Consider the following 23703-nt stretch of genomic DNA (forward strand, 5'->3'; position numbering starts at 1 on the left):
CACAAGCTATGCGCGTAGAACAGGCGATGACAAGGCATCAGAGGTGAATTCCGGAAAACGTTCGGTCACGAGCGGGACTGTCCATGATGCGGCGATGGTTTGACCGGCTTGCGCCGGTCCGGCTACGTTGCGCGGCATGCAGCGATCCGCACACCTGACGACGCGGGGTCATATCGACCTGAAGCGTGTGTGCTCCGCCGTGTGTCACCGCGCCTGAGGCACCACGCCCGCGCCGGCCCGGACCACCGCCCTCCCGGTCCCCGAGCCCTGTGCCCGAGCCCTGTGCCGAGCAGACACCGCGCCCATCGCCGCCCCCGAGGACCTGGAAGACACTGTGAAGAGTCTGTCCGCCCCCGCCCGCCGCCCCCGTGAACCCCGCACCGGCCCGCTGCGCCGCGCCGACATACCCGCTCCGGCGCCCGTGCGCCGCCCCACCGGCACCGGCTCCGTCTTCGGTGCGATCCTCGACCACGGCCCGGTCGCCCGGTCCACCGTCGCCCGCCTCACCGGCCTCTCGCCCGCCTCCGTCAGCGGGCACGTCGGCCGGCTGCTCGCCCGGGGCCTGGTCCGGCAGAGCGCCGAGACCTCGGGGCCCAAGGGGCTCGGCCGGCCGCACATCCCCGTCGAGATCGACACCGGGACCTATCTGGTGGCCGGGGCCCACATCGCCGTCGCCCACTCCACCCTCTCGCTGATGGACCTGCGCGGCCGGATCGTCGCCGAGGACCGGCAGCCGCACCGCACCACCGACCCGCACCGGCTGCTCGCCGGACTCGCGGCCCGGCTGCCCCGGCTGGTGGCCGAGCACGCCGGCGGCCGTACCGTCCTCGCCCTCGGCCTGGCCACCGGCCACCGCGTCGACCCGGCGAGCGGCGTGATCGTGGCGCATCCGCAGCTCGGCTGGCACGACGTCCCGGCCCGCGACCTGCTCGCCGCCGCGACCGGGCTGCCGGTCCATGTGGACAGCCACTCCCGCGCCCTGGCCCGCGCGGAGCAGTTGTTCGGCCAGGAGTCGACCCGGACCAGCACCGTCCTGCTCTTCGTGGGCGCGGTCGTGGACGCCGCCTTCGCGACCGAGGGCGCCATGCACCGCGGCCCGCGCTCGGGGGCGGGCAGCGTCGCCCATCTGCCGCTGGGCGCCGGGGGGTCGGGCGGCGCGGAGCCGTGCTCGTGCGGGCGGACCGGATGCCTCCAGTCGGAGGTCTCCGAGCGGGCCATGGTGCGGCGCGCCGCCGCCCAGGGGCTGGTCACCGGGTCCTTCCCCCAACTGCTGGCACGGGCGCTGGCCGGGGACGCGCGGGCGGTGGCGCTGTTCCGCCGGCGGGCCCGGCTGGTGGGGCGGGCCGCGGCCCTGCTGCTGGACATGTTCGACCCGGAGGTGCTCGTCGTGGTCGAGCCGGGGGCCGGCCGGATGCCGGAGTGCCTGGCCGATCTGCGCGCGGAGGTGGCGGAGCGCTCCTGGGTGTGCGACGACCCCGAGCGGGCCGTGGTGCCGAGCAGCTTCACCGGGTCGGTGCTGGCCACGGCGGGCGGCGCGGTGGCGCTCGGCTCGCTGTACACGGACCCGCTCGGGCCCTGGCCCGCGCTGCCCGCGGTTTCCTGAACCCGCCCTCGTATCGCGCCCGTTCTCGCCGGCGGACTTAATTCAGACAGTTGCATTGTTGACCGGGTGCGAACCCCGACGGGATGATGGATTCATGACCAGCCGACAGCGGAATTCAGGGAAAGCGTCCTCGGTGACGCACTCCTTCCGCTCGTCCGCGCAGGCGTCCACGGACGCCCGGCCGCTGTGTCGCGGCCGCTGTCCGGGCCCCAGGTAATCACCCGCTGAAATTCGGCGAATGTTCCGCGCCGCCGCGCGCCTCGCCATGCGCGTTTCCGCGCGCCCCAGGCAATTTCCGTGCTGCCGCCCCTTTTTCCGACTTTCCATCCAGGGAGAGACGTTGACCGTCACCGTGCCCTCGTACGCGGCTCAGGCCCCCGCCCCCGCCCCGGCGGGGATCGCCCCCGACCGCTTCAGGAAGGCGTTCCGCCAGTACCCCGCGGGCGTCGTCGTCATCACCACGGACGCGGGCCGCGGCCCCGTCGGCTTCACCGCCACCTCGCTCACCTCGCTCTCGCTCGATCCGCCGCTGATCTCGTTCGGCATCGGGACCACCACCTCCTCGTGGCCGCACTTCGAGCAGGCCCGTACCGCCGTCGTGCACTTCCTTGGCGCCGAACAGCAGCCGCTGGCCACGACGTTCGCCACCAGCGGCGTCGACCGCTTCGCCGAACCCACCCGCTGGCACCGCCTGCCCGGCGGCGAACCCGCGCTCGACGGGGTGGCCGGCCGGCTGCGGGTGGAGACCGAGCAGATCGTCCCGGCCGGCGACCACCGCATCGTCATCGCCCGGGTGGTGGACGCCTGGCTCGACGAGGGCCGCAGCCCGCTGCTCTTCCACGACGGCGGCTACCACTCCCTCTGACCGCCCCCGGCGCCCACAGATCAGGACTCACCCATGTCACGCCACCACACCCGCCGGCCGGTCGGCCGTAGGTCGTTCCTCGCGCTCACCGGCACCGCCCTCGTCGGCACACTCGCCGCCTGCTCACCGCAGGTGAAATCGGCGGCGAGCGCCGAACCGGCCGGAAAGCTTCCGTCCGGGGCGCCACCGCCGGGCACGAAACTGTCCATAGCCGTCCGCTCGACGCATCTCCAACTCGGCCCCGCAGGACTGGAGAAGAACCTTTCCTTCACCGTTTCGCAATGGCCCAATCTGAGCGCGGGCCCCGATATCATCCAGGGATTCAGGGCGCATTCCATCGACCTGGCCGTCAACGCCGGAATTCCGCCGATCCAGGCCCGCGCCATCGATGTCGGCGCGAAGATCGTCGCGGTGCAGGTGCGGAACCACCCCTCGTACGTCTTCGCCACCGCGCCCGGCTCGGACATCCGGTCCGTCGCCGGCTTCCGGGGCAGGAAGATCGGCTTCTCCCAGGGCCAGGCGCAGGGCGTCGTCGTCCTGCGGGCGCTGAAGCAGGCGGGCATCTCCCACCAGGACGTCGAACTGGTCGCCCTGCCCAGCACCCAGTTCCTCACCGCCCTCCAGTCCAAGCAGGTCGACGTGGCACCGCTGGGCGAACCGACCCTGACCAAATACCTCGACCAGTACGAGAAGGACGGGGCGCGCGGGGTGAGGACCGACGTCGTGGACCTGCTCTCGGTGCTCTGGGCGCCCAACGAGGTGCTCAACGACCGGGCCAAGGCGGCGGCCGTCCGCGGCTTCGTCCCGCTCTGGGCCCGGGGCCAGGTCTGGGCCTGGGAGAACACCGACGAGTGGATCGACACGTACTACGTCAAGGACCAGGGCGTCTCCCACGAGGACGGCAGGCGCATCGTCGAGTCGCTCCACAAGCCGCAGTTCCCGGTCAGCTGGGACAAGGCCATCGCATGGGAGCAGGAGACCGCCGACCTGATGGCCGCCGGCGGATTCGTACCGGAGCAGGACGCCACCGAACTGTTCGACCGCCGCTTCGAGGGGCTGGCCGCCGAGGCCGTACCCGCCCAGTACCGGGAGACGTCATGACCGAGCTGCTGACGAAAACCCGCACCGCCGCACCCGTCGGCAGGACCGCCGCACCCGCGCGGACAGAGGAGCCCGCACCCGCCCCCAGGGCGGCCCGCAGACGGCTCGGTCCCGGCCGCGCCGTCCCCTTCGGGCGGCTGATCGGCCCGGTGCTGGTCATCGCCCTGTGGTGGTTCGCCTCCGCCATCGGCTACCTCGACCCCCGGATCCTGTCCGGGCCCGGGACCGTCCTCTCCACCGCGTCGGACCTCGTGTCCAGCGGCCGGCTCCAGGACAACGTCCTCATCTCGCTGCAACGCGCCGGGCTCGGGCTGTTCTTCGGCGTGACGGCGGGCGTCGTCCTCGCCGTCGCCGCCGGACTGAGCCGCACCGGTGAATACCTCCTGGACGGCCCGCTCCAGATCAAGCGCGCCATCCCGTCCCTGGCCATGCTCCCGCTGCTGATCCTCTGGCTCGGCATCGGCGAACAGATGAAGGTCACCGTGATCGCGCTCGGCGTCGCGGTGAACATGTACATCAACACGTACGCCTCGCTCACCGGCATCGACAGCCGGTACGTCGAACTCGCCGAAGGACTCGACCTGAGCCGCGCGCAGTTCATCCGCAAGGTCGTCGTGCCCGGCTCGCTGCCCGGCTTCTTCGTCGGACTGCGCCTCGGCGTCACCGCCTCCTGGCTCGGGCTGATCGTGGTCGAGCAGATCAACGCCACCAGCGGCATCGGCTACATGATGTTCCAGGCCCAGCAGTACGCCCAGTCCGACGTGATCATCGTGGGCCTGGTGGCCTACGGGATCTTCGGCTTCGCATCGGACGCGGCGGTACGCGCCGTCGAGAGGAAGGTCCTGTCATGGCGACGCACCCTGGCGGGCTGACCGCCCCCGGCGTGACCGCAATCGCCCCGCGCCCCGCCATCCGCACCCGCGGACTGGTCCGCCGCTTCGGCGACCGCGACATCCTCAAGGGGCTCGATCTCACCGTCGCACCCGGCGAGTTCACCGCGCTGCTCGGCCGCAGCGGCTCGGGCAAGTCCACCCTGCTGCGGGCCGTCGCCCGCCTCGACCACACCGTCGAGGGCTCCGGCGAACTCACCGTCCCCGACCGGGTGTCCCTCTCCTTCCAGGACTCCCGGCTGCTGCCCTGGCTCCGGCTGATCGACAACGTCACCCTCGGCCTCCGCGGACCCGCCACCCGCGAACGCGGCCTCACCGCCCTCGCCGAGGTCGGCCTGGGGGGCCGCGACCGCTCCTGGCCGCACGAGCTGTCCGGCGGCGAACAGCAGCGCGCCGCCCTCGCCCGCGCCCTGGTCCGGGAACCCGAACTCCTCCTGGCCGACGAGCCGTTCGGCGCACTGGACGCGCTGACCCGGATCAAGATGCACGACCTGCTGCGCGAACTCTACGAACGCCACCGCCCCGCGGTGCTCCTGGTCACCCACGACGTCGACGAGGCCGTCGAACTCGCTGACCGGGTCCTGGTCCTGGAGGACGGCCGGATCTCCGTCGACCTCACCATCGACCTGCCGACCCCGCGCTCCCGCCGCGAACCCCGGTTCCAGGAGTACCGCGACACCCTGCTCACCGCGCTCGGGGTCGCCCAGCCCCCGGCCCGTACCGAAGCGAAGGACTCCCATGCCCCGCACGCCTGACCGCAAGCAGCTCCACCTCAACGCCTTCCTCATGTCCACCGGCCACCACGAGGCGTCCTGGCGGCTGCCCGAGAGCCCGGCCGGGGCCAACTCCGACATCGAGCACTACAAGAACCTCGCCAGGATCGCCGAACGCGGCAGGCTGGACTCCCTGTTCCTCGCCGACAGCCCCGTCCTGATGGGCGACCCCGGACGCCGGCCCGCCGCCAAACTGGAACCCACCGTCCTGCTCACCGCGCTGGCCGGCGCCACCCGCCACATCGGCCTCATCGCCACCGCCTCGACCAGCTACAACGAGCCCTACAACCTGGCCCGCAGGTTCGCCTCGCTGGACCACGTCTCGGGCGGCCGGGCCGGCTGGAACATCGTCACCACCGCCGGCGCCGACGCGGCCCGCAACTTCGGCCTGGACGACACCCCGCTGCACCGCGACCGCTACCGGCGCGCCGGCGAGTTCGTGGAGGTGTCCACCAAACTCTGGGACAGCTGGGCCGACGACGCGGTGATCGCCGACAAGGACCGCGGCGTGCACGCCCTGGCCGAGCGGGTGCGGCAGATCGGGCACCGCGGCGAGTTCTTCCGGGTCGACGGCCCGCTGAACGTCCAACGCCCCCCGCAGGGCTACCCGTTGCTCGTACAGGCCGGGTCCAGCGAGGACGGCAAGGACTTCGCCGCCCGGTACGCGGAGGCCGTGTTCACCGCCCAGCAGACGCTGGAGGAGGGCACCGCGTTCTACAAGGACGTCAAGGAGCGCGCCCGAGCCATCGGCCGCGACCCGGACGGCATCAAGATCCTTCCCGGCATCGTGCCCGTCATCGGCGAAACCGAGGCCGAGGCGCTGGCGCTCGACGCCGAACTGGAGAACCTCATCGTCCCCGAGTACGCCAAGCGGCAGCTCGCCAAGCGGCTGAAGATCGCCCCCGAGGACCTCGACCTGGACGCGGAACTCCCCGAGGACATCCCCACCGAGGACGAGATCGAGGGAGCCAAGAGCCGCTACACGCTCATCGTGGAGCTGGCCAGGCGCGAGAAGCTGACCGTACGGCAGCTGATCGGCCGGCTCGGCGGCGGACGCGGCCACCGCACCTTCGCCGGAACCGCCGAACAGGTCGCCGACACGATCGACCACTGGTACGACAGCGGGGCCGCCGACGGCTTCAACATCATGCCCGCCGTCCTCCCCTCCGGCCTGGAGGTCTTCGTGGACCGGGTGGTGCCGATCCTCCAGGAGCGCGGCCTGTTCCGCACCGAGTACACCGCGAGCACCCTGCGCGGGCACTACGGGCTGCCCCGCCCGGCCAACCGCCTCTTCGACGAGGTCGACCTCGGCGCGGGCCACTTCGGCATCGGTCTGGCGGAGGCCCGGTGACGGACTGTCCGCATCCGGGGACCGGTACGGGTACGGTCCGGCAGCCGCCGCCCGGCTGGGCGCGGCGGCTGCTGGGCTACTGCCTGCGGCACCGCACCGATCTCCTCATGGCCTTCGGCGCCGCGGTGACCGCCGCCGTCGCCACCGCCACCCTGCCCCTCGTGCTGCGGCACGTGGTGGACGGGGTGGCGGCCGGCACCACCGCCTCGCTCGCCCCCTGGACCGGACTGCTCGCCGCACTCGGCGCGCTCCGCTTCGGCGCGAGCTTCACCCGCCGCTACCGCTCGGGCCGGCTCTCCCTGGGAGTCCAGTACGACCTGCGCAACGACGCCTTCGCCGCGCTGCTCAGGCTCGGCGGCGCCCAGCAGGACGATCTGCGCACCGGGCAGGTGGTGAGCCGGTCCATCTCCGACATCACCCTCATCCAGACCCTGCTGCAATTCCTGCCCAACCTCACCGGCAACGCGCTGATGTTCCTGTTCTCGCTGGTCTTCATGGCGGTCCTCTCCCCGCTGCTGACCGTCGTGGCGCTGGTCGTCGGCCCGCTGCTCTGGCTGATCGCCCTGCGCAGCCGCCGCGACCTGTTCCCCGCCAACTGGCACGCCCAGCAGGAGGCCGCCGAGGTCGCGTCCACCGTCGAGGCGACCGTCACCGGCGTCCGCGTGGTGAAGGGCTTCGGCCAGGAACAGCGCGAACTCACCGGCCTCGAAGCGCGCGCCCGCCACCTGTTCGCCTCCCGGCTGCGCGTCGTCCGCTTCACCAGCCGCTACAACCCCGCGCTCCAGGCGGTCCCCGCGCTCGGCCAGGTCGCCGTCCTCGCGCTCGGCGGCTGGATGGCCCTGCACGGCCGGATCTCGCTCGGCACCTTCCTCGCCTTCACCACCTACCTGGGCTCCTTCGTCACCCCGGTACGCCAGGTCGCCACCCTGCTCACCGTCTGGCAGCAGGCACGGGCGGGCGCCGAACGCGTCCTGGAGGTCGTGGACGAGGCCCCCGTGATCACGGACGCGCCCGGCGCCCGCGAACTGCCCGACGAGCCCCCGGCCGTCTCCTGGGACGACGTCACCTTCGGGTACGGCGACGGCGCCCCGCTCCTGGACGGCTTCACCCTCTACATCCGCCCCGGCGAGACCGTCGCCCTGATCGGCCCGGCCGGCTCCGGCAAGTCCACCGCCGCCGCCCTGCTGCCCCGCTTCTACGACGTACCCTCCGGCGTCGTACGGGTCGGCGGCAGCGACGTCCGCGACCTCACCCTCGACTCGCTGCGCTCCCGGATCGGCTACGTCTTCGAGGAGAGCCTCCTGCTCTCCGACACCGTGCGCGCCAACATCGCGTACGGAATGCCCGACGCCACCGACGCACAGGTGCGCGCGGCGGCCCGGATCGCCCGCGCCGACGAATTCATCGAACGGCTGCCCGAGGGCTACGACACCGTCGTCGGCGAACAGGGCCTCACCCTCTCCGGCGGCCAGCGCCAGCGCATGGCACTCGCCCGCGCCCTGATCGGCGACCCGGCCGTGCTCGTCCTGGACGACGCCACCTCGGCCATCGACGCCCGGGTCGAGGCCGAGATCCACCACCGGCTCCGCGAGGACGACCGCCGCCGCACCACGCTGATCGTGGCGCACCGACGCTCCACGCTGGAACTCGCCGACCGCGTCGCGATCCTCGACGGCGGCCGCGTCACGGACACCGGTACACCGGACGAACTGCGCGGCAGATCCGCCCTGTTCCGAGCACTCCTCGCCACCGAGGACACCCCGGGCGACACTCCCGCGCCCGCCCCCGGCACGGCCCCGGGCTGCCCCACCCCGCACCTGTGGCTGCGCCCCGACGGCGACGACGACGAACAGCTGGAGGGCACCGCGGTCCGCGCCGCCCAGGCACTCGCCGAGGCCGCGGCCACCTCCGGGCCCGGACGCGCGGGACCCGGCGGCGGGGTGCTCGGCTCGGCCCCGCCCAGCCCCGAACTCCTCGAAGGACTCGCCCGGCTCCCGCTGCCCGCCGCCGACCCGAAGGTGCCCACCGAACAGGCCGTCGCCGCCGACACGCACTTCGGGCTCGGCGCCCTGCTGCGGCCCCTCCGGCTGCCGCTCCTGCTCGGCCTGCTGCTCGTCGCGCTCGACGCCGGAGCCCAGATCGCGGTGCCGGTGCTCGTGCGGCACGGCGTGGACCGGGGCGTCGCCCACCACGCCGGGCACGTCCTGTTCGCCGCGGCGGCGGTCGCCGGCCTGGTGGTGGCCGCGAACTGGCTGACCGGCGTCGCCCAGGTGCGGACCACCGGGCGCACCGGCGAGCGCCTCCTCTACACCTTGCGCGTGAAAACCTTCGCCCAGCTCCAGCGCCTCGGCCTCGACTACTACGAGCGCGAACTCGGCGGCCGGATCATGACCCGGATGACCACCGATGTCGACGCCCTGTCGAACTTCCTCCAGACCGGCCTGATCACCGCCGTGGTCAGCCTGCTCACGGTCCTCGGCGTCCTGGTCACCCTGCTGGTCATCGACGCGGAACTCGCCCTGGTGCTGCTCGCCGCGCTCCCGCTGCTCATCGCCGCCACCGCGGTCTTCCGCCACTACTCGGTCCCCGCCTACCGCGAGGCCCGGGAGCGGATCAGCGCCGTCAACGCCTGCCTCCAGGAGAACGTCACCGCGATCCGCGTCACCCAGGCCTTCCGCCGCGAACAGCGCAACGCCGCCGACTTCGCCGTACTCGCCCGGTCCTTCCGGGACTCCCGGCTGCGCGCCCAGCGGTACATGGGCACGTTCTTCCCGTTCGTCGAATTCCTCGGCACGCTCTGCTCGGCGGCGGTGCTCACCGTGGGCGCGGCCCAGGTGCGCGCGGGGGAGCTGAGCGCGGGCACGCTCATCGCGTTCCTGCTGTACGTGGAGCTGTTCTTCTCACCGATCCAGCAGCTCTCGCAGGTCTTCGACGGCTACCAGCAGGCGGTCGTCGGCCTCGGCCGGCTCCGCACCCTGATGAACACCCCGGCCGGCACCCCGCCCGCGGAGAACCCCCGGCCGGTGCCCGCCCTGCGTGGCGAGGTGGAGTTCGACGCGGTCTCCTTCGGGTACGCGGGCGGCGGCGGCCACCGGGTCCTGCACGGGGTGAGCCTGCGCATCGCGCCGGGCGAGACGGTCGCGCTCGTCGGCGCCACGGGCGCGGGCAAGTCGACGGTGGTCAAGCTCCTCGCCCGGTTCTACGACCCGTCGGCCGGTACGGTCCGGGTGGACGGGCACGACCTGCGCGACCTGGACCTGACCGCCTTCCGCCGCCGGCTGGGCGTGGTCCCGCAGGAGGCGCACCTGTTCAGCGGCACCGTCCGCGACGCCATCGCCTACGGGCGCCCGGACGCCACCGACGCCGAGGTGGAGCGGGCCGCCCGGGCGGTCGGGGCACACGAGATGGTCGCCGGGCTGCGGCTCGGCTACCTCCAGCCGGTGGGGGAGCGGGGCCGCGGTCTCTCCGCCGGGCAGCGCCAGCTCCTCGCCCTGGCACGGGCCGAACTCGTCGACCCGGACGTGCTCCTGCTGGACGAGGCGACCGCCTCGCTGGACCTGGCCACCGAGCGCCGGGTCGCCGCGGCCACCGAGGCGCTGGCCCGTCGCCGTACCACCGTCGTCGTCGCCCACCGGCTGACCACGGCGGCCCGCGCGGACCGGGTGGTGGTGCTCGACGCGGGAACCGTCGTCGAGACCGGCACCCACACCGACCTGCTCGCCGCCCGCGGCCCCTACCGGCGGCTGTGGGACGCCTTCCGGGAGACCGGCCCCGGCGCGGCCGTCGACCACCTGAATGTCAGTGAACTCGTCAAGGAGAACGCACGATGACGCAGTACCGCGATTTCGGCCGCACCGGAGTGAAGGTCAGCCCGCTGTGCCTGGGCACGATGATGTTCGGGGCGCGCGGCAACACCGACCACGACGACAGCGTCCGGATCATCCACCACGCACTGGACTCCGGCATCAACTTCGTGGACACCGCCGACGTCTACTCGGCCGGTGAGTCCGAGACCATCGTCGGCAAGGCACTGGCCGGCGGGCGCCGCGACAACGTCGTCCTCGCCACCAAGTTCCACGGCAGCCTCGGAACCGACCCCAACGAGCAGGGGAACTCCCGCCGTTGGATCATCCGCGAGGTGGAGAACAGCCTGCGCCGGCTCGGCACGGACTGGATCGACCTCTACCAGGTGCACCGCCCCGAGCCCGGCACCGACTTCGACGAGACCCTCGGCGCCCTCTCCGACCTGGTCCACCAGGGCAAGATCCGCTACATCGGCACCTCCACGTTCGAGCCGTCGGCGATCGTGGAGGGCCAGTGGACCGCCGAGCGGCGCGGCCGCGAACGCGTCGTCGCCGAGCAGCCCCCGTACTCGATCCTGGCCCGGGGCATCGAGCGCGAGGTGCTGCCCACCGCCCGGCGGTACGGCCTCGCCGTGCTGTCCTGGAGCCCGCTGGCCGGCGGCTGGCTCTCCGGCCGCTACCGCGAGGGGGCCGCCCAGCCGGACTCCGGCCGGGCCGCCCGGCAGGCCGAGCGGTTCGACATCGCGTCCCCGGAGAACGCCGCCAAGCTCGCCGCCGCCGAGGCGCTCGCCCAGCTGGCCGACGAGGCCGGGCTCACCCTCGTCCAGCTCGCCCTGGCCTTCGTGCTGGAGCACCCCGCCGTCACCTCCGCGATCATCGGCCCGCGCACCCTGGACCAGCTGACCAGCCAGCTCGGCGCGGACCGGGTGCGGCTGAGCCAGGACGTGCTGGACCGGATCGACAAGATCGTCCCGCCGGGCACCAACCTCTCGTCCCGGGACGCCGGTTACCACCCCGCCGACCTCACCGACCCGGCCCTGCGCCGCCGTTCGCACCCCGGCGCGTGATCAGGCGGCCGGCACCCGGTCCAGGAAGCCGCTGACCGAGCTGATCCGCCCGTCGTCGGTGAGGGCCGCCACGTCCGAACCGGCGACGGGCGCCGAACCGTCCGGGGCGACCAGCTCCCAGCCGAAGCGGACCAGGGCGTGGTGGCCGTCCACCGGCCCGGCCGGCCGGAAGACGAACCCGGGAAACTGCTGCCGGGCACCGGAGATGGCCGCCGCCAGCTGTTCGTGGCCCCGGACGTCGGCGAGCGGGTCGGTGTACGTGGCGTCGTCGCTGAACGCCGCGGCGACGGCCTTGTCCAGCTCCTCGGGAGCGGCGTTCCAGGCGGCGAAGTAGCGCTGCACGGCGTCGTCGTACGCGGTCATCGTGGAGTCCTCTCATCGGGCTCCCGGCCGGTGGGCCGGGGAGCGCTGTGCTCGTGAGGAACACGATGTCCGACGGTGCGCGGACCGTCGATTACCTCCGGGGTAAGGGGGTGCGCGGGCGCTACGTCCCGTCGGGGCCGTCCGCGATGACGTGCATGGCCGCCTCCTCGGCGGAGGCCGCCGCACCGTCGATCCCGACGTCCTCGCCGGCCATGCTGTCCGGCTCGTTCACATCGAGGTCACGGGTGAGCCGTCCGGCGCGCGCGGTGCCGACCTCACCGTCCCAGGGCTCACCGTCCCCGTCCACGACATCGCCCACACCGTCCCCGTCCGGGGCGCTCTCCTCGGGCAGCTCGCGCGACAGCCGCTCCTCCAGCGGTTCGCCCCGCCGCTGCTCGGCCGGGGTCGTCAGCAGATCCTGCGCCGCCCACGGCCGCTCGGGCGGCGAATAGCCCCGGTCGAGCACGTCGGCCAGCTCCGGGTCGGCGAGGGTGTCCTCCGTGTCCAGCTGCTCGACGGGGTCACCGGCCTGCGACTGAGGCTGGGGCTGATAGACGTCGTCGCCCCGGTCGGCATCATCCATGGCGCTTCCCTTCCCGTGGCGGGGCTCCCCTTCAGCATAGGCAGCAGGCGCCCGGCCCCGCAGGGCGCGGCGGTGCGCCTGCAATCGGGTGAAGTGTGCGCAACCATGGACAGTGCAGGCCGAGCCGGGGGTACCCGTCGGGCGCCCGCAGGAAGGGCCGGCCACGAGAGGCCAGGAGAGGTCGTCTGGAGAGCGCGTCATGGATTATCCCGAGAGCTACCAGCTCGTGTTCCAGTCGTCGGCCGTCGAGGACGACACGGTGACCGTCCGGCGCACGGCACGGAGCGGAGCGGGCGGGCACCCCGTCTACGAGGACGAGACAGGCATCGTCCGCGCCGAGATCAGCGACCACGGGGAGGTGCGCATGCTCGCCAGCGGCGGCCATCAGCGCCTCGGAACACCCCTGGTGGTACGCGAACAGGCCGCCTGGAACGGCTGAGAACTCCCTCACCGCCCCGGGGCGCGGCAGCTCGGAACCGAGCGGCCGCGCCCCGGCACGTCCACGCGCGGACCGCGTCCTACCACGAGGACACGTGTACGTACATCGTGCCGACGCAGGACAATCCGGCCCCGCACGTCCAACACTTGGTCGAAATTTTGCCCCTGGTGGGCGGCTCCGGGAGGACACCAGGCAGACTCACCCTGTAGGAATCTCGCCACGAAGAGGATCACCAATGATCACGTTGAACAAGGAAGACGGCCCGGCGGACCTGGACGGAGTCACCCACCTGTCCATCGGCGTCTCCTGGGACCCCACCGTCGGCAGCAGTGGCGGGCTGATGGGGAAGCTGCGGCAGAAGAAGGGCACGGACCTCGACCTCATCGCCATCGCGATGCAGGGCGCGGACCCGGTCCGGCTGGCAGGCCTGGACTCCCTGGACCCGCTGGGCAACGGCTCGCTGATCCACAGCGGTGACAACCAGACCGGGAAGGGCGACGGCGACGACGAGACGGTCACCGTCGACTTCGCCAAGGTGCCGCCGAACGTCACCGCGATCGTCTTCATCGCCGCCGCGTACAAGAAGGGCAGCTCCTTCCAGAACGCGCGCAACGTCAGCATCAAGGTGTACGACGCCACGGGCGGCAGCAGCCAGCAGGTCGCCGACATCTGGCCGAGCCTGCTCACCACCGACAACGGCTGCGCGGTGGCGAAGGCCATGCGCGTCGGGGCCGGCTGGAAGCTCCAGGTGATCAATGAGACGGGCAAGATCAAGCAGGGCGACGAGCACGCCCTGATGCGTTTCGCGATCAGCAAGTAACGCGTGGCGGGGGCCACGCGCACCGCAGCCCCGGCCCGCGGGCGCCCGGTCAGTCGACCCGGCGCGCGCGGGCCGGGGCCGTCGCGTTTCCCGAGGCGAGCGGGGAACGCGCCAGCTCCACGCACCCCGCAGCGATCAGCCCGAGAGCCAGCAGCTCGGGGAGCACCCACCAGCCGGTGCGCAGGTCCTCGCCGAACAGGGTCACCCCGTACAGGACGCTGATCAGCGCGTCGCCCAGGGTCAGACACGGCTGCACGGCGACGAGCGTGCCCGCCTGGAGCGCGTTCTGCAGGAGGAAGAGAGCCCCGACGCCCGCCGCCGCGGTGGCGTACAGCTGCCAGGAGGTGAACAGCGCCCCGGCACCGCCCCCGCCGTCGAGCCGGGCCATGGCGTCCTTCATCAGCGCGGCGGTGAGCGCGTAGGCGCAGGCGGCGGCCGTGGCCAGCAGGGCCGCACGGACATTGCCCCGGGTGGCCAGCCCACCCGCGATCAGCAGCGTCTCGACCAGGCCCGTCAGGATCAGCGCCGGCACCCACGCGGCCCCGTGCACCGCGCTGCTGCCGCCGCCCGGCGCGGCCGACGCCATGCCGAGGGCCAGCCCCAGCGTCACGGCCGCCACCCCGAGCCAGACCGGCCGGGGCAGCGGCGCCCGCATCATGAAGCCGGCCAGCAGCAGCGTCGCCGGAAGCTCGATCACGAAGATCGGCTGGACCACCGAGATCGGGCCCGTGGCCAGCGCCACGGCCTGGCAGACGGCGGCGACGATGACCAGGCCGATTCCCGCGAGCCACACCTTCTGGCGCAGCAGGTGGCCGATCAGCGACATCCCCACGGCGTCGGTGTGCGGGACTTCGAGGGCGGCGCGGCGCTGGAGGACGGAGGCGGAACCGTTGCTGAAGGCGGTCAGAATGGCGAACAGGACGGCGATCACCGGACCATCATGCGGGTCGCCCCGGCCCGATCCCGGCTTCCTCCGGACCACGGCATGGCGGCCTTCGCCGGGCGGGCCCGATTAGGAACGAACCGGACCTGATGGCCGCGTAGCGTGCCGTCCATGGCCGCGCACACGAAGACCTCCGCAGGCACCGCACCCGTCCTCACGCCCAGGGCGCTCGGCCGGGCGACCCTGGAACGCCAGCTCCTGCTGCGCCGGACCGAGATGAGCGCGAAGGACGCCGTCGCCCACCTCGTCGGCCTCCAGGCCCAGAACACCAAGCCGCCGTACTACCAGCTCCTGGCACGGCTGAAGGGGTTCAGACCGGCCGAGCTGGCCGCGCTGATGGAGTCGCGCGAGGTCGTCCGCATCGTCACCCTGCGCTCCACCATCCACACCCACACCGCCGAGGACGCGCTGACCCTGCGCCCCCTGGTGCAGCCGGCCCGCGACCGGGAGCTCGGGGTCTTCCGGAAGGGCCTCACGGGCGTGGACCTGGACCGCCTCGCCGAGCTGAGCCGGGCGTACGTGGAGGAGGAGCCCCGCACCCCGAAGCAGATCCGGGAAAGGCTGCTCCCCGAGTGGCCCGAAGCGGAACCGCGTGCGCTGAGCACCGCCGCCCGCTGTCTGCTGCCCCTGGTCCAGGTCACCCCGCGCGGTGTCTGGGGCCACAGCGGCGGCGTCGCGCTGACCACCGCCGAGCACTGGCTCGGCCGGCCGGCCCTGCCGGCACCCGCCCCCGACGCCACCGTGCTGCGCTACCTCGGCGCCTTCGGCCCGGCGTCCGTGAAGGACATGCAGTTCTGGGCGGGGCTGACCCGGCTGGGCGAGGTCTTCGAACGGCTGCGGCCCCGGCTGATCACCTTCCGCGACGAGAACGGCGTCGAACTCTTCGACCTGCCCGACGCCCCGCGCCCCGCCGAGGACACCCCCGCCCCGCCCCGCTTCCTCCCCGAGTTCGACAACGTCCTGCTCGGCCACGCCGACCGCACCCGGGTCATCCCGCTCCACCTCAGGGGGCTCAACGGGGTGGGCAACCAGACCTACGGAAGCGTGCTGGTGGACGGCTTCTTCGCCGCGGTCTGGCGGCTGGAGAAGACCCCGCGCGACGCACCCGCCGTGCTCACCGTGCAGGAACTGCGCCCGCTCACCGCCGCCGAACGCGACGCCCTGACGGACGAGGCGGCCGCCCTGCCTTCCGTGATGGTCCCGGCCACCACCGACGGCACCGGCCACGACATCCGGTTCGCCCGGTTCGTGGACCTCGGCCGCTGACCGGGGCGGGGCACCGGCCGCCCACGGGTCCTCGGACCTCGCCGCTGACCCGGGCCCGGCACCGCCCGTCCGCCGGACCGGCGGGAGCGCCGGCCAGGCGTCGTGGGCCCAGGCGGGACTCCGCGGACACGGCCTACGGGACAGCCCTCAAGGCAGCAGCCCCGCGCGCCGTGCCGCGACGACCGCCTCAAGGCGGGTGTGCGCCCCGAGCCGGCGCATCGCGGAACGCAGATAGCCCTTCACCGTCTCCGGGCGCAGCCCCAGCCGCTCCGCCGCCGCCGCGTTGGTGGCACCCGCCGCGACACACGCCAGCACATCGATCTCGCGGGGGGCGAGCTGCACCTCCCGCGCCCCCGGTGCCGGGGTGCCGGTCGCCGCCGCGAGCCGCCCGCACACCGCGAGCAGCTCGTCGCGCAGCGCCGGGTCGGTGACCTTCGGCATCAGGGCGCGCAGCTCGCGGTGCGCCTCCCGGACGTCCTCCCAGGCCGCAGGCGCCGCACCGGGGTCGCCGACCGGGTCCGGCCGGGTCGCGGCCAGCAACTGCCGCACCTCGTCCCGGACCGCGAGCGCCTGCTCCACGTCACGGGCCGCCGCCACCGCCGCGTCGAACGTGCGGTCCCCGAGCACCAGCGGCTCACGCAGCGCCCCGTACAGCACACCGCGCACCTCGCGCCGCACGACGACCGGCACGGCGACCACCGAGCGCAGGCCCTCCGCCGCGACCGCCGTGTCGTACTCGTGGCTGATGTGGCGCGACGAGCGGTAGTCGGTCACCGCGCACGGCCGGGACAGCGCCATCGACTTGCCGCCGAGACCACTGCCCGAGGAGATCACGAGCCCGCGCAGCGCCGTCGTCTGCGCCCCGTTCACCTCGGCGATCCTGGTGTGCCGGGTGTCGGAGAGCAGCCCGCCGAACGCCACCGGCAGCCCGCTCGTCCGGCGCAGCCGCAGCAGCGCCGCTTGCATCTCGAACGCATCCACGGATTCCGGCACGCTGACGCCTCTCTGTTCGGCCCCCGGTGTACGGCGGCCCCGCGACACCCCCGTTCGGGGGTGGTGAGACCTGGGTCACTGTTTACATCATGTGAGGACCGAAGGGACCGGTCGGGTCGGCAACGAGGAGGGCACATGCCGGAAACGAGTGCGACGGAGACGTTTCGGGCCGCCCGGGACTTCCTGCTCCGGCACCGCGAGGACTACACCGCGGCCTACCAGGGCTTCAGCTGGCCCCGCGACGACCACTTCAACTGGGCGCTCGACTGGTTCGACGTGATCGCCCGGGACAACGACCGCACCGCCCTGCACATCGTGGAGGAGGACGGCCGGCGCACCGAGATGTCGTTCGCCGAGATGTCCGCACGCTCCAACCAGGCCGCGAACTGGCTGCGCGCCCAGGGGGTGCGCGAGGGCGACCGCATCCTCGTCATGCTCGGCAACCAGACGGAGCTGTGGGAGACCGCGCTCGCCGCGATGAAGATCCGGGCCGTCGTCATCCCGGCGACCCCGCTCCTCGGCCCCGTCGACCTGCGCGACCGGGTGGAGCGCGGCCGGGTCCGGCACGTGCTGGTCCGGGACGCCGACACCGCCAAGTTCGACGAGGTGCCCGGCGGCTACACCCGTATCTGCGTCGGCGAGGAGACCGAGGGCTGGCTCTCCTACACGGGCGCCGACGAGGCGCCGCGTACGTTCGCGCCGGACCGCGAGACCGACGCCGACGAACCGCTGATGCTGTACTTCACGTCCGGCACGACCGCCAGCCCCAAGCTCGTCGAGCACACCCACGTGTCCTACCCGGTGGGCCACCTCGCGACGATGTACTGGATCGGGCTCAAGCCCGGCGACGTCCACCTCAACATCTCGTCGCCGGGCTGGGCCAAGCACGCCTGGTCCAACCTCTTCGCCCCCTGGAGCGCCGAGGCGACCGTCTTCATCTTCAACTACACCCGCTTCGACGCGGGCCGGCTGATGGCCGAGATGGACCGCTCCGGCATCACCAGCTTCTGCGCCCCGCCGACCGTCTGGCGCATGCTCATCCAGGCCGACCTGTCCCAGCTGAAGACCCCGCCGCGCGAGGTCGTCGCGGCGGGCGAACCGCTCAACCCCGAGGTCATCGAGGCGGTCCGGCGCTCCTGGGGCGTCACCATCCGCGACGGCTTCGGCCAGACGGAGACCGCCGTGCAGGTCGCCAACAGCCCTGGTCAGGTCCTCAAGGCGGGCTCGATGGGGCGGCCGAGCCCGGGGTTCAAGGTGGTCCTGCTCGACCCGGTGAGCGGCGAGCCCGGCGCGGTCGAGGGCGAGATCTCCCTCGACCTGTCGGCCCACCCGGTGGGCCTGATGACCGGCTACCACGGCGACCCCGAGCGCACGGCCGAGGCGATGGCCGGCGGGTACTACCGCACCGGCGACATCGGCTCCCGCGACGAGGACGGCTACATCACCTACGTGGGCCGCGCCGACGACGTCTTCAAGGCCTCCGACTACAAGATCTCCCCGTTCGAGCTGGAGAGCGCCCTGCTGGAGCACGAGGCGGTCGCCGAGGCCGCGGTCGTCCCGGCCCCCGACGCGGTGCGCCTCTCCGTCCCGAAGGCGTACGTGGTGCTCGCCGCCGGCTGGGAACCCGGGCCCGAGACCGCCAAGGTGCTGTTCGCCCACTCCCGGGCCGTCCTCGCCCCGTACAAACGCGTCCGGCGGCTGGAGTTCGCCGATCTGCCCAAGACCGTGTCCGGCAAGATCCGCCGCATCGAGCTGCGCGAGCGCACCGCCCAGGGCACCGGAACCGAATACGCCGAGGGGGACCTGACATGACGGAGCTTTCGTACGCGCACGGCACGGGCACCACCGCCCTGCTCGGCGACACCATCGGCCGCAACCTGGACCGGGCGGTCGCGGCCTTCCCGGAGCGCGAGGCGCTGGTCGACGTACCGTCCGGCCGGCGCTGGACGTACGCCGGGTTCGCGGCGGACGTCGACGAGCTGGCCCGCGCGCTGATGGCCTCGGGCGTGGCCAAGGGGGACCGGGTCGGCATCTGGGCGGTCAACTGCCCCGAGTGGGTGCTCGTCCAGTACGCCACGGCCCGCATCGGCGCCGTCATGGTCAACATCAACCCCGCGTACCGGGCGCACGAACTGGAATTCGTGCTGAAGCAGGCCGGCATCTCGCTCCTGGTCGCCTCCCTCGCCCACCGCACCAGCGACTACCGGGCCCTGGTGGACGAGGTCCGCGCACAGTGCCCCGGCCTGCGGGCCGTGCACTACATCGGAGACCCCTCCTGGGACGAACTCGTCGCCACCGCCGACGAGGTGACGCCCGATCAGCTGGCCGCCCGCGAGGCGGAGCTGTCCTGCGACGACCCGATCAACATCCAGTACACCTCCGGCACCACCGGCTTCCCCAAGGGCGCGACCCTCTCCCACCACAACATCCTCAACAACGGCTATTTCGTGGGCGAGTTGGTCGCCTACACCGAGCAGGACCGGGTCTGTCTGCCGGTGCCCTTCTACCACTGCTTCGGCATGGTGATGGGCAACCTCGGCATCACCTCGCACGGCGCCTGCATCGTGATCCCCGGCCCCTCGTTCGAACCCGCCGCGGTGCTCCGCGCCGTCCAGCAGGAGCGCTGCACCTCGCTGTACGGGGTGCCCACCATGTTCATCGCGGAGCTGAACCTGCCGGACTTCGCCTCGTACGACCTGACCTCGCTGCGCACCGGGATCATGGCCGGGTCGCCGTGCCCGGTCGAGGTGATGAAGCGGGTCGTGGCCGAGATGCACATGGACGAGGTGTCCATCTGCTACGGCATGACGGAGACCTCCCCGGTCTCCACCCAGACCCGCCGCGACGACGACCTGGAGCGCCGCACCGGCACGGTCGGCCGCGTGATGCCGCACATCGAGGTGAAGGTGGTCGACCCGGCGACCGGGGTGACCCTGGAGCGCGGGATGTCGGGCGAGCTGTGCACCCGGGGCTACAGCGTGATGCTCGGCTACTGGGACCAGCCCGACCGGACCGCGGAGGCGATCGACGCGGGACGCTGGATGCACACCGGGGACCTCGCGGTGATGCGCGAGGACGGCTACGTACAGATCGTCGGCCGCATCAAGGACGTCATCATCCGGGGCGGCGAGAACGTCTATCCGCGCGAGATCGAGGAATTCCTCTACCGCCACCCCAAGATCGCCGATGTGCAGGTGGTGGGCGTGCCGGACGAGCACTACGGCGAGGAGGTCCTGGCCTGCGTCATCCCCGCCGACCCGGCGGACCCTCCGGCGCTGGACGAGGTGCGGGCGTTCTGCGACGGGCAGCTGGCGCACTACAAGGTGCCGCGCCTGCTCCAGATCCTGGACGCCTTCCCGATGACGGTCAGCGGCAAGGTCCGCAAGATCGAACTGCGGGAGAACTACCGGAGGTAGCGCGCCGGGCGGGGCGTGGTCAGGCGGCTTCGATGACGTCGCCTGCGGCGCCCCGCGTCGCGGCGGCCCACTCGATGAGCAGAACCTCGTACGCGGCGGACTCCACGGGGGACCAGTCCTGGCCCGCGCGGGCGTCCACGAGCGCCCGTATCGCCTTGTTGGCCTCCAGGGCGGCGAGCTGCGCCGAACGGGTCGAAGGCGCGGGGGCGTACGCGGGCGCGGTCGAGGGAGTCCGTGGAGTTAAGACCATGCGCCCCACTTTAGGGCCCGCCACTGACAACGAACCTCGGTTCGGCCGCCGTTGGCCAGAACGTGACGGATCACACGCACGGTGGCCGGGCGGTTTCTGTGAGGTACGGCACGTGGCGGCCGCCGCGCGTCCGAAAACGTACGGGTGTGCGATCAGGCGCCGGTGCTGACGAGTTCGTCCGCCGCGCCGTTCACCGGCTGCGGGGTCCCGGTGAGATCCAGGACGAACAGCGGGATGCGGAGCCCGTCCGCGCGCTCCCGGGCGTCCGGCGTGTATCCGGCGAGCGAGAAGAGGACCCCGGAGACCGAGCTGTTGAGCGCGTTGAGCCATAGGCACTCGACGTCACGCAAAGAGGTCGGCCGGGTGGTGGAGTCGACCTGGGCGATCAGCCCCTGCGCCCGCAGGTCGATCCGGAACGCGGGGCGCGTCACCGGCTGCGTCACCTCGCGGAAGCCCAGCCAGGTCAGATAGAGCGCCGCCGCGCCGACCGCGTCGCGCGCGGTACGGATCGTGAGCGGCCGGAACGCCGGCCGGGGAGCCGCCGCCGTGCGCGGCAGTGGTATGTGCGCGGGCCGCACCGGCCGGCCCGGGGCCCCCGCCGCGTGCCCGGCGGACGCCACCGGCCGCACCGGCACCCGCAGTACCGCCCCGCACGGGCAGCACAGCTCCGGCTGCGGCCACTGGTCGTGCCGCCCGCAGCTCCCGCAGCGCACGGTGACCCAGTCGTCGTTCCAGGTGCGGTGGGTGATCGGGGTGGCGGGGGCGCCGCGCAGCAGCGGAGGGGCCGTCGGTACCCCGCACGGGCACGGATAGACGGGCGTCACGTACGCGTGTTCGCGGCGGCAGGCCGGGCACCGTACCGGCACTGACTCCACCCTGGGCTCCTTCCGGACCGCGCGGACGCGGCCGGGCCCGTGTTCCGGGCCGGCTCCGCTCCGTACCCCCATGCTCCCTCACGAGTGACCTCCGGGGGAGCTGCTTGCGGCACTTCCGGCCACGGTCGGCCCGGCCGTACGCCCCCGGCCCGCCTCTCTTGACGGCAGTCCGGACGCGCCTTAAATTGACTTCCACATAACAGAATCAACTTTCCGTAATACGGAATTGGTGCTCTCAGGTGGCGCGACAGAGCCCGACTCCACCCAGGGACGAGCAGGAGCACTCAATGCCTCGTATGACCGCTGCCCGCGCGGCAGTCGAGATCCTCAAGCGCGAAGGCGTCAGCAACGCGTTCGGTGTGCCGGGCGCCGCGATCAACCCCTTCTACGCGGCCCTCAAGGCGGCCGGCGGGGTCCACCACACGCTCGCCCGCCACGTCGAGGGCGCCTCCCACATGGCGGAGGGCTACACCCGGGCCCGTCCGGGCAACATCGGCGTCTGCATCGGTACGTCGGGACCGGCCGGAACCGACATGATCACCGGCCTGTACTCCGCCATCGCGGACTCGATCCCGATCCTGTGCATCACCGGCCAGGCCCCGACCGCCGTCCTCCACAAGGAGGACTTCCAGGCCGTCGACATCGCCTCGATCGCCGCCCCGGTCACCAAGGCCGCCACCACCGTCCTGGAGGCCGCGCAGGTCCCCGGCGTCTTCCAGCAGGCGTTCCACGTGATGCGCACGGGCCGCCCCGGCCCGGTCCTCATCGACCTGCCGATCGACGTGCAGCTCACCGAGATCGAGTTCGACCCCGACCTGTACGAGCCGCTGCCGGTGCACAAGCCCGCCGCGTCCCGCAAGCAGATCGAGCGCGCGATCGAGATGCTGAACGCCTCGGAACGCCCGCTGCTCGTCGCCGGCGGCGGCATCATCAACGCCGACGCCTCCGAACTCCTCGTCGAGTTCGCCGAACTGACCGGCGTCCCCGTCGTCCCCACCCTCATGGGCTGGGGCATCATCCCCGACGACCACGCGCTGAACGCCGGCATGGTCGGCCTCCAGACCTCGCACCGCTACGGCAACGCGAACTTCCTGGAGTCCGACTTCGTCCTCGGCATCGGCAACCGCTGGGCCAACCGCCACACCGGCAAGCTCGACGTCTACACCGCCGGCCGCACCTTCGTCCACGTCGACATCGAGCCCACCCAGATCGGCAAGATCTTCGCCCCGGACCTCGGCATCGCCTCCGACGCGAAGGCGGCGCTGGAGCTGTTCGTCGAGGTCGCCCGCGAACTGAAGGCGGTCGGCAAGCTGCCGGACCGCTCGACCTGGGCGGCGTCCACACAGGAGCGCCGCGCGACCTTGCAGCGCCGTACGCACTTCGACAACGTGCCGCTCAAGCCCCAGCGCGTCTACGAGGAGATGAACCGCGCCTTCGGCCCCGAGACCCGGTACGTCACGACGATCGGCCTCTCCCAGATCGCGGGCGCGCAGATGCTCCACGTCTACCGCCCGCGCCACTGGATCAACTGCGGCCAGGCCGGCCCCCTGGGCTGGACGATCCCGGCCGCACTCGGCGTCGCGACCGCCGACCCCGAGGGCTCGGTCGTCGCGCTCTCCGGCGACTACGACTTCCAGTTCATGCTGGAGGAGCTCGCGGTCGGCGCCCAGCACCGCATCCCGTACGTCCACGTCCTGGTCAACAACTCCTACCTGGGCCTGATCCGCCAGGCCCAGCGCAACTTCGACATCGACTTCCAGGTCAACCTGGAGTTCGAGAACCTCAACTCCCCGGAACTGGGCGCCTACGGCGTGGACCACGTCAAGGTGGTCGAGGGCCTGGGCTGCAAGGCCATCCGCGTCACGGACCCGGCCGCCCTCCTCCCGGCCTTCGAGGAGGCCAAGAAGCTGGCCGCGGAGTTCCGCGTCCCGGTGGTGGTCGAAGCGATCCTGGAACGCGTCACGAACATCGCGATGAGCGGCTCGGACATCGCGTCGGTCAACGAGTTCGAGGACGTGGCAACGGAGGCGGGCCACGCACCTACGGCGATCAGGCCGTACGTGGGGGCATGATCGCGGAGGAGTCTGCGGCCCCTCTCCCGAAGAGCGCCTACGGGATCCCGTAGGCGCTCTTCGGCACGTGGCCCGTCACGGATTCGCTTGCGGGGCCGCGGCGGAAGCGGATCGTCCGTCCCCCTGACGTCCGTCACCTGTTGGCTATTAGGGTTGTCCTACAGGCCTTGAGCTGCGGCAACGGCGGTACAGACCGCCCTTGCGGGCGAGGTGGGGGGCCTTCGGGACAC

The 23703-nt window shown here is 72.4% G+C and carries 20 protein-coding genes; 14 read left to right on the forward strand and 6 right to left on the reverse strand.

The window, feature by feature from the left end; genetic code table 11:
• The first annotated feature begins 334 nt into the window (after positions 1-334).
• From P8A18_RS28325 to P8A18_RS28360, 8 genes are all read left to right on the forward strand, one after another.
• Entirely contained in the window at positions 335-1603 is a 1269-nt protein-coding gene (locus P8A18_RS28325; RefSeq protein ID WP_306059000.1) for an ROK family transcriptional regulator, read from the forward strand.
• Between the two features lie 340 nt (positions 1604-1943).
• The gene (locus P8A18_RS28330) at positions 1944-2468 is read left to right on the forward strand and encodes a flavin reductase family protein (RefSeq protein ID WP_306059002.1); all 525 of its coding nucleotides are present in this window, start codon (positions 1944-1946) and stop codon (positions 2466-2468) included.
• Between the two features lie 33 nt (positions 2469-2501).
• Positions 2502-3569, forward strand: a complete 1068-nt coding sequence (locus tag P8A18_RS28335) for an ABC transporter substrate-binding protein (RefSeq protein ID WP_306059004.1) — start codon at positions 2502-2504, stop codon at positions 3567-3569.
• Positions 3566-4441: an ABC transporter permease gene (locus P8A18_RS28340; RefSeq protein WP_306059006.1), complete on the forward strand. Its 876-nt coding sequence runs from the start codon at positions 3566-3568 to the stop codon at positions 4439-4441. The genes P8A18_RS28335 and P8A18_RS28340 overlap by 4 nt, the downstream gene beginning before the upstream one ends.
• A complete protein-coding gene (locus tag P8A18_RS28345) occupies positions 4417-5214 on the forward strand; it encodes an ABC transporter ATP-binding protein (protein ID WP_306059008.1) in 798 nt (265 codons plus the stop codon). Before P8A18_RS28340 ends, P8A18_RS28345 begins: the two co-directional genes overlap by 25 nt.
• On the forward strand, positions 5198-6583 hold the full coding sequence (locus tag P8A18_RS28350) for an LLM class flavin-dependent oxidoreductase (RefSeq protein ID WP_306059010.1): 1386 nt from the start codon (positions 5198-5200) through the stop codon (positions 6581-6583). Before P8A18_RS28345 ends, P8A18_RS28350 begins: the two co-directional genes overlap by 17 nt.
• Positions 6580-10413 (forward strand): ABC transporter ATP-binding protein, encoded by a 3834-nt coding sequence (locus P8A18_RS28355; RefSeq protein ID WP_306059012.1) that lies wholly within the window; start codon positions 6580-6582, stop codon positions 10411-10413. The genes P8A18_RS28350 and P8A18_RS28355 overlap by 4 nt, the downstream gene beginning before the upstream one ends.
• Entirely contained in the window at positions 10410-11453 is a 1044-nt protein-coding gene (locus P8A18_RS28360; protein WP_306059014.1) for an aldo/keto reductase, read from the forward strand. The genes P8A18_RS28355 and P8A18_RS28360 overlap by 4 nt, the downstream gene beginning before the upstream one ends.
• Here the strand turns inward: P8A18_RS28360 and P8A18_RS28365 are convergent, their stop codons facing one another.
• The gene (locus tag P8A18_RS28365; protein ID WP_018554662.1) at positions 11454-11816 is read right to left on the reverse strand and encodes a nuclear transport factor 2 family protein; all 363 of its coding nucleotides are present in this window, start codon (positions 11814-11816) and stop codon (positions 11454-11456) included.
• Between the two features lie 121 nt (positions 11817-11937).
• Positions 11938-12399 carry a DUF5709 domain-containing protein gene (locus tag P8A18_RS28370; protein WP_306059016.1) on the reverse strand — a complete coding sequence of 154 codons (462 nt, stop codon included), beginning with the start codon at positions 12397-12399 and terminating at the stop codon, positions 11938-11940.
• 199 nt (positions 12400-12598) lie between these two features.
• On the opposite strand from P8A18_RS28370, the gene P8A18_RS28375 reads away from it, so the two are divergent.
• Together P8A18_RS28375 and P8A18_RS28380 are read left to right on the forward strand one after the other, a co-directional pair.
• On the forward strand, positions 12599-12838 hold the full coding sequence (locus P8A18_RS28375) for a DUF6296 family protein (protein ID WP_306059017.1): 240 nt from the start codon (positions 12599-12601) through the stop codon (positions 12836-12838).
• 235 nt (positions 12839-13073) lie between these two features.
• Entirely contained in the window at positions 13074-13658 is a 585-nt protein-coding gene (locus P8A18_RS28380; protein ID WP_018554659.1) for a TerD family protein, read from the forward strand.
• A gap of 49 nt (positions 13659-13707) precedes the next feature.
• Here the strand turns inward: P8A18_RS28380 and P8A18_RS28385 are convergent, their stop codons facing one another.
• On the reverse strand, positions 13708-14589 hold the full coding sequence (locus tag P8A18_RS28385; RefSeq protein WP_306059020.1) for a DMT family transporter: 882 nt from the start codon (positions 14587-14589) through the stop codon (positions 13708-13710).
• A gap of 123 nt (positions 14590-14712) precedes the next feature.
• Here P8A18_RS28385 and P8A18_RS28390 point away from each other — a divergent pair, with 123 nt between their 5' ends.
• Complete coding sequence (locus tag P8A18_RS28390) at positions 14713-15867, forward strand: winged helix DNA-binding domain-containing protein (protein ID WP_306059022.1); 1155 nt, start codon at positions 14713-14715, stop codon at positions 15865-15867.
• Positions 15868-16014: 147 nt separating this feature from the next.
• Here P8A18_RS28390 and P8A18_RS28395 read toward each other — a convergent pair whose 3' ends face one another.
• A complete protein-coding gene (locus P8A18_RS28395; RefSeq protein ID WP_306059024.1) occupies positions 16015-16860 on the reverse strand; it encodes a response regulator transcription factor in 846 nt (281 codons plus the stop codon).
• A 135-nt stretch (positions 16861-16995) separates the two neighbouring features.
• On the opposite strand from P8A18_RS28395, the gene P8A18_RS28400 reads away from it, so the two are divergent.
• Positions 16996-18672 (forward strand): AMP-binding protein, encoded by a 1677-nt coding sequence (locus P8A18_RS28400; protein WP_306059028.1) that lies wholly within the window; start codon positions 16996-16998, stop codon positions 18670-18672.
• Positions 18669-20276, forward strand: a complete 1608-nt coding sequence (locus tag P8A18_RS28405; RefSeq protein ID WP_306059030.1) for an AMP-binding protein — start codon at positions 18669-18671, stop codon at positions 20274-20276. Before P8A18_RS28400 ends, P8A18_RS28405 begins: the two co-directional genes overlap by 4 nt.
• A gap of 19 nt (positions 20277-20295) precedes the next feature.
• On the opposite strand, the gene P8A18_RS28410 is transcribed toward P8A18_RS28405, so the two are convergent.
• Together P8A18_RS28410 and P8A18_RS28415 are read right to left on the reverse strand one after the other, a co-directional pair.
• Positions 20296-20526: a hypothetical protein gene (locus P8A18_RS28410; protein ID WP_306059032.1), complete on the reverse strand. Its 231-nt coding sequence runs from the start codon at positions 20524-20526 to the stop codon at positions 20296-20298.
• A gap of 152 nt (positions 20527-20678) precedes the next feature.
• Entirely contained in the window at positions 20679-21401 is a 723-nt protein-coding gene (locus P8A18_RS28415) for a hypothetical protein (RefSeq protein WP_306059034.1), read from the reverse strand.
• Positions 21402-21697: 296 nt separating this feature from the next.
• Here P8A18_RS28415 and gcl point away from each other — a divergent pair, with 296 nt between their 5' ends.
• Entirely contained in the window at positions 21698-23473 is a 1776-nt protein-coding gene (gene gcl / locus P8A18_RS28420) for a glyoxylate carboligase (protein WP_306059036.1), read from the forward strand.
• Positions 23474-23703: the final 230 nt, after the last annotated feature.

It is taken from the genome of Streptomyces sp. Mut1 (assembly GCF_030719295.1).
GTDB classification, from domain to species: Bacteria; Actinomycetota; Actinomycetes; order Streptomycetales; family Streptomycetaceae; genus Streptomyces; species Streptomyces castrisilvae.